18 protein-coding genes are annotated in these 14139 nt (G+C 63.1%); 8 read left to right on the top strand and 10 right to left on the bottom strand.

All coding sequences use genetic code 11. From position 1 onward, the window contains the following. Positions 1-136 precede the first annotated feature (136 nt). The 4 genes from ACN6NG_RS03355 to ACN6NG_RS03340 all read right to left on the bottom strand — a co-directional run bounded on the left by ACN6NG_RS03355 (position 137) and on the right by ACN6NG_RS03340 (position 3306). The gene (locus ACN6NG_RS03355; protein ID WP_063422401.1) at positions 137-1048 is read right to left on the bottom strand and encodes an SDR family oxidoreductase; all 912 of its coding nucleotides are present in this window, start codon (positions 1046-1048) and stop codon (positions 137-139) included. A 114-nt stretch (positions 1049-1162) separates the two neighbouring features. Further along, a complete protein-coding gene (locus ACN6NG_RS03350; protein ID WP_063422403.1) occupies positions 1163-2068 on the bottom strand; it encodes an alpha/beta fold hydrolase in 906 nt (301 codons plus the stop codon). Positions 2069-2243: 175 nt separating this feature from the next. After that, entirely contained in the window at positions 2244-2930 is a 687-nt protein-coding gene (locus tag ACN6NG_RS03345) for an LrgB family protein (RefSeq protein ID WP_016497950.1), read from the bottom strand. Beyond that, positions 2920-3306: a CidA/LrgA family protein gene (locus ACN6NG_RS03340; protein WP_016497949.1), complete on the bottom strand. Its 387-nt coding sequence runs from the start codon at positions 3304-3306 to the stop codon at positions 2920-2922. Before ACN6NG_RS03340 ends, ACN6NG_RS03345 begins: the two co-directional genes overlap by 11 nt. A 97-nt stretch (positions 3307-3403) precedes the next feature. Here ACN6NG_RS03340 and ACN6NG_RS03335 point away from each other — a divergent pair, with 97 nt between their 5' ends. Beyond that, positions 3404-4297 (top strand): LysR family transcriptional regulator, encoded by an 894-nt coding sequence (locus tag ACN6NG_RS03335; RefSeq protein WP_353455956.1) that lies wholly within the window; start codon positions 3404-3406, stop codon positions 4295-4297. A 131-nt stretch (positions 4298-4428) separates the two neighbouring features. On the opposite strand, the gene ACN6NG_RS03330 is transcribed toward ACN6NG_RS03335, so the two are convergent. Continuing rightward, positions 4429-4884, bottom strand: a complete 456-nt coding sequence (locus ACN6NG_RS03330) for a flavodoxin (RefSeq protein WP_474312946.1) — start codon at positions 4882-4884, stop codon at positions 4429-4431. A gap of 116 nt (positions 4885-5000) precedes the next feature. Here ACN6NG_RS03330 and ACN6NG_RS03325 point away from each other — a divergent pair, with 116 nt between their 5' ends. Together ACN6NG_RS03325 and ACN6NG_RS03320 are read left to right on the top strand one after the other, a co-directional pair. Continuing rightward, positions 5001-5429 (top strand): PAS domain S-box protein, encoded by a 429-nt coding sequence (locus ACN6NG_RS03325; protein WP_353455955.1) that lies wholly within the window; start codon positions 5001-5003, stop codon positions 5427-5429. Positions 5430-5488: 59 nt separating this feature from the next. After that, positions 5489-6106 (top strand): hypothetical protein, encoded by a 618-nt coding sequence (locus tag ACN6NG_RS03320; RefSeq protein WP_474312945.1) that lies wholly within the window; start codon positions 5489-5491, stop codon positions 6104-6106. On the opposite strand, the gene ACN6NG_RS03315 is transcribed toward ACN6NG_RS03320, so the two are convergent. After that, entirely contained in the window at positions 6091-7026 is a 936-nt protein-coding gene (locus ACN6NG_RS03315) for a MerR family transcriptional regulator (protein ID WP_474312944.1), read from the bottom strand. The genes ACN6NG_RS03320 and ACN6NG_RS03315 overlap by 16 nt on opposite strands. Positions 7027-7244: 218 nt before the next feature. Between ACN6NG_RS03315 and ACN6NG_RS03310 the strand changes: the two genes are divergently transcribed. From ACN6NG_RS03310 to ACN6NG_RS03295, 4 genes are read left to right on the top strand one after another with little or no spacing between them, the layout of a single operon-like run. Then, the gene (locus ACN6NG_RS03310; RefSeq protein ID WP_474312942.1) at positions 7245-7805 is read left to right on the top strand and encodes an antibiotic biosynthesis monooxygenase; all 561 of its coding nucleotides are present in this window, start codon (positions 7245-7247) and stop codon (positions 7803-7805) included. Between the two features lie 33 nt (positions 7806-7838). Then, complete coding sequence (gene folM / locus ACN6NG_RS03305) at positions 7839-8576, top strand: dihydromonapterin reductase (protein WP_474312941.1); 738 nt, start codon at positions 7839-7841, stop codon at positions 8574-8576. Between the two features lie 9 nt (positions 8577-8585). Next, positions 8586-8882, top strand: a complete 297-nt coding sequence (locus tag ACN6NG_RS03300) for a DUF1244 domain-containing protein (RefSeq protein ID WP_003260708.1) — start codon at positions 8586-8588, stop codon at positions 8880-8882. Beyond that, entirely contained in the window at positions 8875-9216 is a 342-nt protein-coding gene (locus ACN6NG_RS03295) for a HopJ type III effector protein (protein WP_016497941.1), read from the top strand. Before ACN6NG_RS03300 ends, ACN6NG_RS03295 begins: the two co-directional genes overlap by 8 nt. Before the next feature lie 126 nt (positions 9217-9342). Here the strand turns inward: ACN6NG_RS03295 and ACN6NG_RS03290 are convergent, their stop codons facing one another. The 4 genes from ACN6NG_RS03290 to ACN6NG_RS03275 all read right to left on the bottom strand — a co-directional run bounded on the left by ACN6NG_RS03290 (position 9343) and on the right by ACN6NG_RS03275 (position 12665). Next, entirely contained in the window at positions 9343-10245 is a 903-nt protein-coding gene (locus ACN6NG_RS03290) for an alpha/beta hydrolase family protein (protein WP_474312939.1), read from the bottom strand. Positions 10246-10406: 161 nt separating this feature from the next. Continuing rightward, positions 10407-11618, bottom strand: coding sequence for an enoyl-ACP reductase FabV (gene fabV, locus ACN6NG_RS03285; protein ID WP_016497939.1), 1212 nt, complete (start codon positions 11616-11618; stop codon positions 10407-10409). Positions 11619-11868: 250 nt separating this feature from the next. Then, positions 11869-12402: a cytochrome b/b6 domain-containing protein gene (locus ACN6NG_RS03280; protein WP_474312936.1), complete on the bottom strand. Its 534-nt coding sequence runs from the start codon at positions 12400-12402 to the stop codon at positions 11869-11871. After that, positions 12399-12665, bottom strand: a complete 267-nt coding sequence (locus ACN6NG_RS03275) for a PepSY domain-containing protein (RefSeq protein ID WP_016489091.1) — start codon at positions 12663-12665, stop codon at positions 12399-12401. Before ACN6NG_RS03275 ends, ACN6NG_RS03280 begins: the two co-directional genes overlap by 4 nt. 175 nt (positions 12666-12840) lie before the next feature. Between ACN6NG_RS03275 and ACN6NG_RS03270 the strand changes: the two genes are divergently transcribed. Then, positions 12841-14019, top strand: coding sequence for an acetyl-CoA C-acetyltransferase (locus ACN6NG_RS03270; protein WP_474312934.1), 1179 nt, complete (start codon positions 12841-12843; stop codon positions 14017-14019). Positions 14020-14139: the final 120 nt, after the last annotated feature.

Raw genomic sequence — 14139 nt, 5'->3', positions numbered from 1 at the left:
GGTCCCTGTGGGAGCGGCCTCGTGTCGCGATTGGGCTGCAGCCCCGGCAATCTATGCAGTGCGGCTGATATCCTGGGGCCGCTCTGCGGCCCAATCGCGACACAAGGCCGCTCCCACAAAGTACCCTGCAAGCTCTCTACAGCGGGTACTTTTGCAGGTTCGCCATCATCTGCTGCAATGCCTGCAAACTGTCCTGCGGGCGCACCGCACCCTCAAAGTCACCGATCCGTGCCCAGTTCTCGGCCACCTGTTCCGGGGTAAAGCCTTCGCGCGGATCGAAGCCCACCCCCAGGCTGCGCTCCCAACGCACCTTGCCCACCCAGCCGCCGCCTACTTCGAACAGCTCACCCGTACCCTGGCACTGCTCGCTGCCCAGGTACACCACCAGCGGGCTGACCAGTTCGGGCTTGAGCCGCTCGAATACCTGGGGCGGGATCAGCCCTTCGGTCATGCGGGTGCCACCGGTGGGGGCGATGGCGTTGACCAGGATGCCGTGCTTGCGCCCTTCGATCGCCAAAGTGCGGGTCAGGCCGTACAGGCCCAGTTTGGCCATGCCGTAGTTGGCCTGGCCGAAGTTGCCGTAGATGCCAGAGGTAGAAGCGGTGAAGATCACCCGCCCCCAGTTCTGCTCGCGCAGGTGTGGCCAGGCGGCCCGGGTGACTTTGAAGGCCCCTTCGACATGCACCTGGTAAACCTGCTCCCAGTCGCTGTCGTCCATTTTGTGGAATGTTTTGTCACGCAGGATACCTGCATTGTTCACCAGCACATCAACCCGGCCAAAGCTGTCCAGGGCCTGCTCGACAATACGTGCACCCTGGCTGACCGAGTCGTGGTTGGCGATGGCGATGCCACCGGCGGCGCGGATCTGCTCCACCACACGATCGGCGGCCGAGGCGCTGGCACCTTCACCATGGGTAGAGCCGCCGAGGTCGTTGACCACGACCCTGGCGCCACGTGCGGCAAACAGCAACGCATGGGCACGGCCCAGGCCACCGCCGGCTCCGGTGACAATCACCACGCGATCTTGCAGACGGACAGGCTCGCTCATGCTCATGGCTCCAGGCAGGTTCAGGTCAGCCGAGTGTCCGCCGCAAGCCAGCGGCGGACAATCAAGCTCACGCAGGCTGAATGCCTGGCAATAACGCAGGGCGATGAGGCCCGGTCAGGACCACGCCACTTTCTGCGGGTAGAAGCTCACAAGCTGCTCACGAAAGGCCAGGTAGTGACGCAGCACCTGCACTGGCGCTTCAGTGTGCGGGTAATGGCCGATGCCGGGTAGCTGCACGGTGTCCGGCTCCGGCACCAGTTGCCGGTAGCGCTCGAGCATGTGCGCGCCGGAAAGCGGGTCGACCACGCCATTGATGAAACGCAGTGGCACGCCTTTGCGCTGCATCGCCCCGACCCAGCGTTCACGGTGCACGCTTCGCTCGGGCATGTAGCTCACCAGCTTGTGCAGGATGCGTGTGCCCCGGTTGGCGGCGATCAGGCTCCAGAAATCATCCAGGGCACTTTCGCTGGGGTGGGTGCAAGGGCCGTAGACCTGGGTCACATTGCGCACTAGGTCGTCACGCCCGAACGAGCGCCCGACCAGCCAGCCGAAGCGGCTGAGCAGCAGCTTCTGGATCAGCAGCATGCGACAGCTTTCGGGGAACAGCCCGCTGTTGAGGAATACGCAGCTGGCAATGTCGGCACGCTGCTCATGGTGCCGCGCCAGCAACTCCTGGGCGACACTGCCGCCGTAGTCGTGGGCCAGCAGGTGCACCGGCTGGTCCACCTGCAGGTGGGTGAGCAGGGCCTGCTGCAAGTCTGCCTGCTCCATCAGGCTGTAGGCGTGATCGACCGGTTTGGCCGAATCGCCAAAGCCGAGCATGTCGCACGCAATCACCCGGAAGCGCTGGGTCAAGGGCCCCCACAGGTAGTGCCAGTCCCAGCTGGCAGTGGGGAAGCCGTGTAACAGAAGCAGGGGCTCTCCTTGCCCTGCGGTCCAGTAGCGGATGCTCTGGCCCCGGAAAGTGAAACTCTGTCCCCGGGTACGCCAGACGCACAATGGAATTTCGGCCATAGGCATCAGAACGGTCCCGGTGAAGTGGTGTTGGCGGAATAGGGCAAGGCTGCGGTCATTGCATGTCACCTCGGCACATACATGTGCTCTCTATGTCGAGGCAGAGTCTAGCCAGCAGGCCATGGGCTGAAACTTGCGTTGCCAGCCAGCTTGATGACTGTGCGAGTCAGTGGCCGAACGGTCAGAGCAGCATGGCCAGCAGCGGTGCCGCGAACAGGTTCAGCAGCCCGGTCAGGACCATGACCAGGCCGGCCACCGAACCTTCCTCGCGGCCCACCTCCTGTGCCCGGCTGACCCCGGCACCATGCGCCCCGACGCCAAACAGCGCACCCCGTGCCAGCGGCGTGCGCAGGGGTAGCCAGCGCAGCAGCACGCCGCCGAACATGGCGCCGAGCACGCCGGTGAACATCACGAACACCGCCGTCAGCTCCGGCACGCCACCCAGGTCATGGGCCAAGGGCATGGCAAACGGCGTGGTGATCGAACGCGGCACCAGCGACAGGCTGGTTGCACTGTCCAGCGCCAGCAGGTGTGCAAGGCCCCAAGAGCTGGCGATCGAGGCACTGCTGCCTGCCACCATGCCCACCATCAGGGCCGGCCAATGGCGCGCCAGCATGGCCCGCTGCTGCCAGATCGGCACCGCGAAGGCCACAGTCACCGGGCCGAGCACGCTCATCAACCAATGGGTATTGCGGGCATACTCTGCATAGGCGGTATGCAGCGGCACCGCCACGGCCAGCAGCAGCACGGGTACCAGGATCAACGGCGACAGCAGGTAGCGCTTGCTGCGCCGGTACAGCCAACGGCTGCCCAGGTAAGCCAGCAAGGTCAGGGCCAGCCAGAACAGCGGCATGGGTTCAAGGCTCATGGCGCAAGCTCCAGCGGCACACCAGTTCCACGGTCAAGGCAGTCACCACCATCACCATCAGCGTGCTTACGGCGATCACCAGCAAGATGCGCCAGCCTTCTTCACGGATGAGCGAGCCGTAATCCAGCAGGCTCATCAGCGCCGGGATGAAAAACAGCAGCATCTCGGCCATCAGCCAGCCCGCGCCCAGTTGCAACATGGCCGGCTTGAGCACACCTGAAGCGAACAGTATCAACAACAGTGCCAGGCCCATCACGCCGCCGGGGATTGGCCAGCCCAGCCAACTGGCAAGCTGTCCTCCGAGCAGGAACAAAGAACAAAGGATCGCCAGCTCGACAAGCAGGCGCAGGGCTTTTTTCAATAACGCGGGTTTCATGATGCGGGTTCCTCGACAGACCCTTATTTTAAGATTCGGCTGCCTAGGCCAGAAGCGAATTGTTAGACTGATCGCCATTCCATAATGGAATCAGAGCATGGAATTCAAACAGCTACGCAGCTTTATCGAAGTGGTCCACCGCGGCGGTTTCACCCAGGCGGCGCACACCCTGCACATCAGCCAGTCGGCTGTAAGCAAGCAGGTGGCCCAGCTGGAGCAAGATGTGGGCCAGCCACTTCTGGAGCGCCAGGCCTCGCAGCTGCACCTGACGGCAGCCGGGCGCATTGTGCTGGAGCGTGGCGAGGCCCTGCTGCGTCAGCGCCAGGCACTGCTCAACGAGCTGGACGACCTCAGCCAGATGGAGCGTGGCGAGCTGCGCCTGGGCTTGCCCATGCTGGGCAGCGACGCCTTGTTCGCCGGTTTGTTCGCCGAATACCGCCGGCGCCACCCGAATATCGCGATTCAGTTGCTCGAAGGCGGTAGCCGTAGCGTCGAGCAGGCAGTCAGGAGTGGCGAACTGGAATTGGGTGGCAGCCTGACGCCCAGCGACGAAGCGTTCGACTACCAACCGTTTTGCAACGAACCGCTGGATGCCCTGCTGCCGGCTGGCCATGCCTTGGCGGGCCTGGACGAGGTGGACCTGGGGCAACTGGCCGATACCCCGTTCCTGCTGTATCAGCGCAGCTTCGTGCTCAATGACCGGCTGCTGAAGGCGTGCCAGCAGCACGGTTTTACCCCGAAGGAAGGCGGGCGCAGCGGCCAGGCGGATTTTTTGGCAGCGCTGGTGGCGGGCGGCCAGGGCGTGGTGTTGCTGCCCCGGGTGGTGGCAAAAGCGCTTGAGCGCCCTGGGGTGGTGCGTTTGCCGCTGCGTTCGCCGCAGGATTTGCGTTGGGATATAGCGTTTATCTGGCGGCGCGGGGCATACCTGTCACGGGCGGCGCAGGCTTGGTTGGCGTTGCTGCGCGAGTGGCCGGTGCCGCGCAGTAGCTAATGATTGAGCCAGTGCCGGCCCTTTCGCGGGTGAACCCGCTCCCACAGGGACACCACAGTTTGGGAAAACTGCGCCCTACATGTGGGAGCGGGTTTACCCGCGAAGAGGCCAGGATAAGCGAAAATGCCCCGTCAGGCTTTAAACGCTTGAAGCAGCTCCGCCAACCACGGTTCGGCATCGGCTTCCGGGGTCACGGTCTCGCTGGCATCCAGGCGCAGCATCGGCAGCACTTCGCGCACACCCAACTCCGCAAACAGCTCGCGCATTTGCTCGCCACCACCACAGTAGGTGTCGCCATAGCTGGCGTCGCCCAGCGCAATCACTGCACCCGGCAGGCCACGCCAGGCCGCAGGCAGGGTGTCACGAATGGCGCAGTACAACGGCATGAGGTTGTCCGGCAGCTCGCCCATGCCGGTGGTCGAGGTCACGGCCAGCAAGGCGTCTGGGGCAAAACCTTCAAGATCCTGCAGGGTGGCACGCGCCGCATGCCAGGCCTCCAGGCCTCCAGCCTTCAACAGCGATTCGGCGTGACGGGCGACTTCTTCGGCGGTGCCATAGACCGATCCGGAAATAATGGCGACTTTCATCGGGTAGAGGATTCCGAAACTGAGTGAAAACGTAGGATACTAGCATCCAGCGCTGGCAAAAGGCCGCCTCTACCAAAGTTGCCGCCTTCAGCCTTTCTTTGCTCAATGGCCCAGACATGATCAACGCGCAATTGCTGCAATCGATGGTCGATGCGTCCAATGACGGGATCGTGGTTGCCGAACAGGAAGGCGACGACACCATCCTGATCTACGTGAACGCCGCCTTCGAACGCCTGACCGGCTACAGCCGCGACGAAATCCTCTACCAGGATTGCCGCTTCCTGCAGGCCGACGACCGTGACCAGCTTGGCCGTGCCCGCATCCGCAGGGCCTTGGCCGAAGGCCGCCCCTGTCGCGAAGTGCTGCGCAACTACCGCAAGGATGGCAGCGCATTCTGGAACGAGCTGTCGATCACACCGGTAAGGCTCGACGGTGAACAGCGGACCTATTTCATCGGTATTCAGAAGGACGTCAGCCGCCAGGTCGAACTTGAGCGGGAGCTTGCAGAATTGCGCGTTTGTCCGAAACCCGACGAACGCGCCTGAACCAAGTACGCCACGCACGGTCAATTCCGTTGAAGAAATCGCCACCACCGAGTTCGATCATGCAAGCAGACGCGCTCCTGACCCAGGACGAACTGGATTTCATCCAGAGCATGCAGCATTCGCCGCAGTTGAACCTGGCAGACTCCATGTCGAGCCTGCTGGTCAATGGCGACCGCCGCATCCAGAGCTTGCTGACCCGCCTGGTGGCCAACGAACAGGTGACTTTGCAGGCCCAGTTCAACAACCAGCAGATCAGCTTCCCGCTGCAACTGGTGGAAGACGAGTTCCATGCTCTGCACTTGCAGCTGGGTTCACCGGAAATCTACGAAGACGGCCCCATGCTGCGCGCCTGGCGCCTGTCGATGGAAACGCCCAGCCCGCTGCTCGATACCCACGATCAGCAAAGCGGCTTGTGGGTACGCGATATTTCGTTCAAAGGTGTACTGGTGGAGATCCGCGGCTTGCCAGCAGCGCCCACCCGTTTCGAGTTGCACTTCGCCCCGGGCGATATCAGCCCGATCGAATTGCATGGTGCACTGGGCCGCCGCATCGGCCCGGATCTCGCGGCCTACGACCTGGGCCAGACCCCGGCCGAGGAGATCGACCGCCTGCGCGACTACATCCTCCAGGCCCATCGCCGGGCGCACCCCGAACTGCACACTCAGGTATCGAGCTGACCGGCCAGAAACTGCCGCAAGCGCTGGCGCATCACACTACCCTGCGCCCCAAGGCACGCTACCAGGCTGCCTGCCAGGTGGTCCTGTGCCACTTCTGCAGCTTCGCCGGCCAGCAACAACGGGCATTCCAGCACCGCAGCCATGCGCACCAGTCGTCGGGTGAGTTCCGCCGTGGGTGGGTGGTGGGAAAACAGCACCAGGGCATCGGGTTTCAGGCGTTCGCAGACCAGCGCCAGCTCCTGCAGCGGCTGCCCGCTCGCCAAGGGCGTCACGCCAATCTCGTCGCTGCCCAGGCTCAGGCCGGTCACCAGTAATTCCAGTTCGTGGCATTGCCCTGGCAACGCTGCCAGCAGCACTGTGCGACCACGCGGCACATGGGCGAGCTGCAAACGGGAAAATACCCGGCCACGCAAGAACTGGTCGAGGAACAGCCACTCGCTGGCCTGCCCATAGCCGCCCTGCCCCGCCGCCAGGTCGTGCCAAACCGGCATGAACACCTCGGCGAACACCTGGTCCAGGGTGTTGGCAGCAAACACCTCGTCGAACAGCCGGTCCAGGCCGGCCATGTCAAACCGCTGCACGGCCTGACGCGCCTGGTGCTGCCAGCGCAACCAGGCGTCCGTCGCCCCGCCGACCTGCATGGCAAGGGCATGGCCGCGAGCGAGGATGCTGCCCACTTTGCTCACCGCCACACCGCGCTCAAGCCAGCCGAGGATACGGCGGATGTCATCGATGTCTGCTTGGGAATAGAGACGGTGGCCACTGTCGGTGCGGGTTGGCTGAATCAGCCCGTAGCGGCGCTCCCAGGCACGCAGGGTCACCGCGTTGACGCCCGTCAGTCGGGAAACTTCGCGGATCGGAAACAGCTCCTGCTGCTCAAGACCCACTTCGATCAGCGGATTACGTCCCTGTTCGTTCATCTGCACGGGGTACCCTGAGTGCGGAAGTTGAGCGCTCATTCTACTACGTCAACACCGATCGCAGGGTGCAACCGTTTACCGGCTGACATTTGCCGAAGATCACACATGCGCGATAATCCGCGCCCGATTCTTGCATGCACACCTGCGTTGCCCACCACCCCGGGCCACGCAGCCAAAGGGGCCAGCTACCCGCCAGCCCCGTTGCCAGGAGATACACGATGTCTACCCCACCCGTCACCTTGATGGTGTCGCGCCGCGCCGCCCATGGCCGCTACCAAGACCTGCTGGCCTGGCTGCATGAAGGCGAGCAGCTGGCCACCGACTTCCCCGGCTACCTCGGTTCGGGCATCCTCGCCCCGCCCCGCGATGGCGACGAATTCCAGATCATCTTCCGCTTCAGCGACGAACCCACACTGCAGGCCTGGGAGCATTCCGCCTCGCGCCGGGCTTGGCTGCAACGCGGCAACGGCCTGTTCGAACGCCCCAAAGAGGCGCGCGTCAGTGGCATTGACGACTGGTTTGGCACCAATGCGGTGCAAAAACCACCGCGCTGGAAGCAGGCGGTGGCCATCTGGCTGGCGTTCTTCCCGGTGTCGCTGGCGTTCAACCTGCTGCTTGGCCCCTGGCTGGCCACTCTGGACCTGCTGCCCCGGGTAATGCTCAGCACCCTGGCCCTGACGCCGGTCATGGTGTACCTGTTCATCCCCCTGTCCACCCGCCTGCTGGCCAGTTGGCTGCATGCCTCACCTGCCACCACTGGCGCCCTGCGCAGCCGCTGAGGCCAGGCCATACAACTGGGAAACAGTTCGGGTATGCTGGGCGGCAACCAAAGGACAGACAAGTTGACCGCCCCGAACATGAACAGCCCCATTCTCGTTACCGGAGCCAGCCAGCGCGTCGGGTTGGCCCTGGCCCTTGAACTGGCACAGGCCGGCCATACGGTGGTCAGTGCCAGCCGCAGCGTCCAGCCACACACGGCCCACCCGAACATCGTGCAGTTCCAGGCCGACCTGTGCCGGGCGGCCGACCGCCAGGCCCTGATCGATCACCTGCACAGCCATTACGACGGCCTGCGCGCCATCATCCACAACGCCTCGCTGTGGCTCGATGACGGGCTCGACAACCTCGATACCATGTTCCGCCTGCACGTCGAAGCGCCCTACCACCTCAACCTGGCCCTGGGCGACTTGCTTGCCAAGGTGGAAAAGGCCGACATCATCCACATCTGCGACGAAACCTCTTCGCGCGGCAGCAAAAGCCACATTGGCTACGCCGCCACCAAGGCTGCGCTGCAGAACATGGTGCTGTCATTCGCTGAAAAATATGCGCCCACGGTGCATGTGAACGGTATCCTGCCCGGGCTGCTGATCCTCAAGGAAGGGGGCGACGAAGCCTACCGCCAGCAAACCTTGAAAAAGGCCCTGCTGGAGTTCGAACCCGGCGCCGGCCCACTGATCGAGACAGTCAAATACCTGCTCGCCAGCCAGTACAGCACCGGTAGCCAGGTGGTCATCAATGGTGGCCGCCACTTGAAGAACCGCATGACCTGAGAGAAGCCCATGACCCCACAGCAACAGCTCGAACTCGAAGCCGCCGCGTTCCGGCGCCTGGTCGAACACCTGCAAAAGCGCACCGATGTACAGAACATCGACCTGATGAACCTGTCCGGTTTCTGCCGCAACTGCCTGTCCAAGTGGTACAAGGCCGCGGCTGACGAGCGCCAGCTCGACCTGAGCCTGGACGACGCCCGCGAAGCGGTGTACGGCATGCCCTACGCCGAGTGGAAAGCCCAATACCAGAAAGAAGCCAGCGCCGACCAACAAGCGGCGTTCGAAAAAGGAAAACCTCGTGACTGATCTGAACACCCTGCGCGCCAGCCTGGCCAGCGGCCAACATGTATTTGCCGATACCCTGGCGTTCATTGCCGACAACTACAGTTACCAGCCGCAGGCCTTCAACAACGGCGGCGTGGAGAATGCGGCCGGGCAGAACGAAGGGTCGTGCAAGACCTTGGGCCTGGCTTTGCTGGAAGGGCTGAGCGACCAGGAAGCGCTGCTGGCCTTTGGCGAGCACTACCGTGATGTGGTGGCCACGCCTGAGGGCAGCGACCATGGCAATATCCGTGCGCTGATCGAGCATGGTTTGGCCGGTGTGAAATTTGCCGGGCAGCCGCTGTCGCGCAAGGCTTGAGATAGCTGGGGCCGCTTTGCGGCCCATCGCCGGCAAGCCAGCTCCCACAGGTACTGCACAAGTCTTGGAAGGTGCGCAGTACTTGTGGGAGCTGGCTTGCCGGCGATGAGGCCGGTGCAACCAACCTCACTCCATGATCCTTCCTGGCCCCCCCCTTTCCAGCCTCCCTTCTTGCAACCACTGCAAGGCCACCGGCCATAGGCTCTCGCGAAACCGGTCATGGAAGAACGCGAAATGGCCAATCTCCTCGACCGAGATATCCACAGGCGCGATACGCAGGTGCCGGGCACCCTGTAGATAACTCAGCAACCGCTCGGTCGCCGCCACAGTGCCAAACGGGTCATCGGTCAAGCTGATGGCCAGCGTCGCTGCCTGGACGTGTGCAAACGGTACCCTCTCCAGCCGGCGCCCACTTGGCCGGTGCTCATAGCGTGGCGTACGGGTGGTCCAGTCATCCACCACCCCTGCCGGGGTGTCTTCCATCCAGCCCAGACGCTTGCCGGGGAAGTAGCCCAAAGCGCGGGTAAGCAAAGGCATCACCACATGCCATTTGCCGAACAGCCGCCAGCGTTGATCAGCCGCATAATCGCGCCAGTAGGCAAACTGTGCGCCTACCATCACTACCCTGCGTATCTGGCCGGCCGATGGTGCCAGGCCGACTGCGCAACCGCCAAAACTGTGCCCCACCACGTCTATTGGCTGACCGGGGAAATGCGCGGCCGCATGCGCCAACATCGATTCGAAATCCAGACGGCCCCAGTCGCTCCACGATGCCTGGAAGCCACGCAACGAAGCCGGGCGGGATTCACCGATGCCACGGTAGTCGTAGGTCAGCACATCGCAGCCTTGGGCAAACAGGTAGTCGGCAAAACGGGAGTAATAGCGGCAACGTACCGAAGTGGCAGCGTTGATGATCACCAGCGGGCGCTGGGGGTCAGGCTGGGCGTGGCGCCAGATAAAGCCGCCGAGGCTGTAGCCGTCGGTTGTGGCCTGGCTAAATGGGGTGGCGGGTTGGGTGAGGCTGCTCATGGCGCATTCCCTGTTGTTGTGCGCCAAAACTAGCAAAAAATCTTGAACCTGTGCTGGCCTTATCGCCGGCAAGCCAGCTCCCACAGGATTTCACAGGCCATGAGGCTTGTGGTGTACCTGTGGGAGCTGGCTTGCCGGCGATAGGGCCAGCCCGGTTCGGCTTACAGCTCGATGCAGTCGAACTTCACATCGGTGGCCACGTCGTCGTCATAGTTGACGTCAGCGCGCTCGAAGCCGAACAGGTTGAGGAACTGCTTCTTGTAACCGGCATAGTCGGTCAGGGCGAACAGGTTCTCGGTGGTGACCTGTGGCCACAGGGCCTTGCACTCGTTCTGCACGTCGTCGCGCAGTTCCCAGTCGTCCAGGCGCAGACGGCCCTTCTCGTCGACTTCGGCCGGCGCACCATCGGCGCGATACAGGCGGTCGCGGTACATGCGGTCCAGTTGGTCCTGGGTGCCTTCGTGAACGCCTTTCTCCTGCATGATCTTGAAGACCATCGACAGGTACAGCGGCATAACCGGAATGGCCGAGCTGGCCTGGGTAACCACCGACTTCAGCACGGCTACGTTGGCGCCGCCTTTCACTTCGCCGGCCAGCTTCTGGTCCAGGCGCAGGGCAGTTTCGTCCAGGTCCTGCTTGGCCTGGCCCAGTGCACCGTGCCAGTAGATCGGCCAGGTGATGTCGCTGCCGATGTAGCTGAAGGCCACGGTGCGAGCGCCTTCGGCCAGCACGTTGGCGCCTGCCAGAGCGTCGATCCACAGCTGCCAGTCCTGGCCGCCCATGACGGTCACGGTGTCGGCAATTTCCTGCTCGGTGGCCGGCTCGATGCTGGCCTCGATGATGGTGTCCTTGTTGGTGTCGATGGCGGTCGACTTGTAAGGCTCGCCGATCGGCTTCAGGGCCGAGCGGATGACTTCACCGGTCTGCGGCAGTTTGCGCACAGGCGAGGCCAGCGAGTAGATGACCAGGTCGACCTTGCCACCCATCTCGTTCTTGATCAGCTCGATGACCTTGGCACGGGCCTCGTCGGAGAAGGCGTCACCGTTGATCGACTTGCTGTACAGGCCCTCGGCCTTGGCAAACTTGTCGAAGGCAGCGGAGTTGTACCAGCCAGCAGTGCCGGCCTTGGTTTCGGTGCCTGGTTTTTCGAAGAACACGCCCAGGGTGTCGGCCTTGAAACCGAACGCTGCGGTGATACGCGCTGCCAGGCCGTAGCCACTGGAAGCACCGATGACCAGGACCTTCTTCGGGCCATCCTCGCGCACGCCCAGCTTGCGGGTGGCTTCGATCTGGTCACGGACGTTGAGCTCGCAGCCCTTCGGGTGAGTCGTGGTGCAGATGAAACCGCGAACCTTAGGATGAATGATGGCCAATGTCTGTACCTCGTCAGGTTTATGCCGGGGAAACGCCGCTTGGGGCGATTCCGATTGATCAGAGGGTGAGACTACCCCCGCAGGTTATCCGACACATATTACGGGGTGATCAAAAGGATGCAAAACCAAGGTTCTCCTGTGCCGGCCTCTTCACGGGCTCGCCCGCTCCCACATGTACCGCACAGGTCTTGAGATTTGTGGCATATCTGTGGGAGCGGGCAAGCCCGCGAAGAGGCCGGCACACCCCTACTCAATCCCGGCGCCGTCGACGCCCGGTGATCATCGACAACGGCAGGTTCTCGCGCAGGCGCACACTCTCGTAGATGGCCGCCAGCACATGCACACACACCAACGCCAACACCGCATCGGCCAACCAGCTGTGCAGGTCGGTCGGCCAATCGGCGCCCCACAGCGCGTCCACCTCCTGGGACGCCCAGCCGGTCAGGACCAGCCCTGCGATACCTGTCAGCATCAACAGCATCACCAGCGCGCCAATCGGCGAGTGCCCCAGGCGATGACAAGGCTCGCCGCGCAGCAGTGCACGGGCATGCCCTGCCAGGCGCGCCGGGGTTGGCCAGCAATCGGCCCAGCGCGCGCTGGGTGGCCCGACAAAGCCCCAAACCACGCGCACCACGACACAGGCCAGTGCGTAGTAACCCAGCCACTGGTGCCAGTCGTCACCTTCTTCGTTGAAAAAATAGTCGGCGAAGAACACACCGGCGATGGAGAGATGGCACAGCCGCAGGAGCGGGTCCCACAGCTGCACCGTGCCGTCGCTGTTCAATCGTGGTACTCGGACTTGACCGCCTTGCCGCTCACCGGGTCATGGTAGATCTCGACCTTGCGGCCATCCTTGTCGAGACCATAGATCTCGTAGCAGTTGCCCTTGGTAACCTTGAACTTGTTGATCTTGTAACCCTGCTCCTTGAGCTGGGCCTGGAACTTTTCCTGGTCTTGCCAGGTGCTTTTGTCTGCGGTGGTGCATTGGGTGGCGGCGAATGCTGTGCTGCTGCCGATCAGTAGCATCAAGGCGATGAGGGTGCGCATGGGTATGGGCTCCATTCAGTTGAGTGAAAACAGCACGGAATTCAGCTTAGTTGGATAGAACGCCGAGCGCCCATTGATTTGTTTTTCACATCAATCCGAAAGAAAAACAAACTTAACAAATGAGCCAAAGCCACCGATGCTTGGGCATTACGCCCATCGCACGGAGAACAACAACATGAACGACGTGGTCATCGTCGCCGCTACCCGCACCGCCATCGGCAGCTTCCAGGGCGCCCTGGCCACGGTACCTGCGGTCGACCTCGGTGCCGCCGTGATCAAGCGCCTGCTGGAGCAGACCGGGCTGGACCCGGCGCAGGTGGACGAAGTTATCCTCGGCCAGGTGCTCAGCGCCGGCGCCGGGCAGAACCCGGCACGCCAGGCCGCGATCAAGGCCGGCTTGCCCTACAGCGTACCGGCGCTGACCCTGAACAAAGTCTGCGGCTCGGGCCTCAAGGCCTTGCACCTGGCCGCCCAGGCCATTCGTTGCGGTGATGCCGAGGTGGTGATTGCCGGTGGCCAGGAGAACATGAGCCTGGCCCCCTATGTGATGCCTTCGGCCCGCACTGGGCAGCGCATGGGCCATGGCCAGCTGATCGACAGCATGATCACCGATGGCCTGTGGGATGCCTTCAACGACTATCACATGGGCATCACCGCCGAGAACCTTGTGGACAAGTACGGCCTCAGCCGTGAGCAGCAGGACGCTTTTGCCGCCGAATCGCAACGCAAGGCCGTGGCGGCCATCGAGGCCGGCCGCTTCCTTGATGAAATCACCCCGATCGTGCTGCCACAGAAAAAGGGTGAGCCCAAAGTGTTCGCCCAGGACGAACAGCCACGCCCGGACACCACCGCTGACTCCCTGGCCAAACTGCGTCCTGCGTTCAAGAAGGATGGCAGCGTTACCGCTGGCAACGCCTCCAGCCTGAATGACGGCGCCGCCGCCGTGCTGCTGATGAGTGCCGCCAAGGCCAAAGCCCTGGGCTTGCCAGTACTGGCGAAGATCGCCGCCTATGCCAGTGCCGGGGTAGACCCGGCATTCATGGGTATTGGCCCGGTTTCAGCGACTCAGCGTTGCCTGGACAAGGCCGGTTGGCAACTGGCCGAACTGGACCTGATCGAAGCCAATGAAGCCTTTGCCGCACAGGCGCTGGCAGTGGGCAAGGTGCTGGAATGGGATGCTGCGCGGGTCAACGTGAATGGCGGGGCCATTGCCCTGGGCCACCCGATTGGCGCTTCCGGGTGCCGGGTGCTGGTGACCTTGCTGCACGAGATGATCAAGCGGGATGTGAAGAAGGGCTTGGCCACCTTGTGCATTGGTGGCGGGCAAGGGGTCGCGCTGGCGATCGAGCGCTGAGTCAGGATTGATGCAAGCAGGCCCGGCCCTATCGCCGGCAAGCCAGCTCCCACAGGGACCGCACACATTTCAGAGTTTGTGCAGTATATGTGGGAGCTGGCTTGCCGGCGATAGGCCCGG

The organism is Pseudomonas sp. TSO6 (assembly GCF_056098905.1).
This window is presented reverse-complemented; position numbering and strand designations above follow the sequence as displayed.

What these genes read in the sequence shown, in the direction of transcription:
- ACN6NG_RS03290 (WP_474312939.1), bottom strand. Translation starts at nt 10,245, where the DNA reads ATGAGCAGCCTCACCCAACCCGCCACCCCATTTAGCCAGGCCACAACC.
- ACN6NG_RS03350 (WP_063422403.1), bottom strand. Translation starts at nt 2,068, where the DNA reads ATGCCTATGGCCGAAATTCCATTGTGCGTCTGGCGTACCCGGGGACAG.
- ACN6NG_RS03355 (WP_063422401.1), bottom strand. Translation starts at nt 1,048, where the DNA reads ATGAGCGAGCCTGTCCGTCTGCAAGATCGCGTGGTGATTGTCACCGGA.
- ACN6NG_RS03315 (WP_474312944.1), bottom strand. Translation starts at nt 7,026, where the DNA reads ATGAACGAACAGGGACGTAATCCGCTGATCGAAGTGGGTCTTGAGCAG.
- ACN6NG_RS03325 (WP_353455955.1), top strand. Translation starts at nt 5,001, where the DNA reads ATGATCAACGCGCAATTGCTGCAATCGATGGTCGATGCGTCCAATGAC.
- ACN6NG_RS03330 (WP_474312946.1), bottom strand. Translation starts at nt 4,884, where the DNA reads ATGAAAGTCGCCATTATTTCCGGATCGGTCTATGGCACCGCCGAAGAA.
- ACN6NG_RS03345 (WP_016497950.1), bottom strand. Translation starts at nt 2,930, where the DNA reads ATGAGCCTTGAACCCATGCCGCTGTTCTGGCTGGCCCTGACCTTGCTG.
- ACN6NG_RS03270 (WP_474312934.1), top strand. Translation starts at nt 12,841, where the DNA reads ATGAACGACGTGGTCATCGTCGCCGCTACCCGCACCGCCATCGGCAGC.
- folM (WP_474312941.1), top strand. Translation starts at nt 7,839, where the DNA reads ATGCTGGGCGGCAACCAAAGGACAGACAAGTTGACCGCCCCGAACATG.
- ACN6NG_RS03320 (WP_474312945.1), top strand. Translation starts at nt 5,489, where the DNA reads ATGCAAGCAGACGCGCTCCTGACCCAGGACGAACTGGATTTCATCCAG.
- ACN6NG_RS03275 (WP_016489091.1), bottom strand. Translation starts at nt 12,665, where the DNA reads ATGCGCACCCTCATCGCCTTGATGCTACTGATCGGCAGCAGCACAGCA.
- ACN6NG_RS03335 (WP_353455956.1), top strand. Translation starts at nt 3,404, where the DNA reads ATGGAATTCAAACAGCTACGCAGCTTTATCGAAGTGGTCCACCGCGGC.
- ACN6NG_RS03340 (WP_016497949.1), bottom strand. Translation starts at nt 3,306, where the DNA reads ATGAAACCCGCGTTATTGAAAAAAGCCCTGCGCCTGCTTGTCGAGCTG.
- ACN6NG_RS03300 (WP_003260708.1), top strand. Translation starts at nt 8,586, where the DNA reads ATGACCCCACAGCAACAGCTCGAACTCGAAGCCGCCGCGTTCCGGCGC.
- ACN6NG_RS03310 (WP_474312942.1), top strand. Translation starts at nt 7,245, where the DNA reads ATGTCTACCCCACCCGTCACCTTGATGGTGTCGCGCCGCGCCGCCCAT.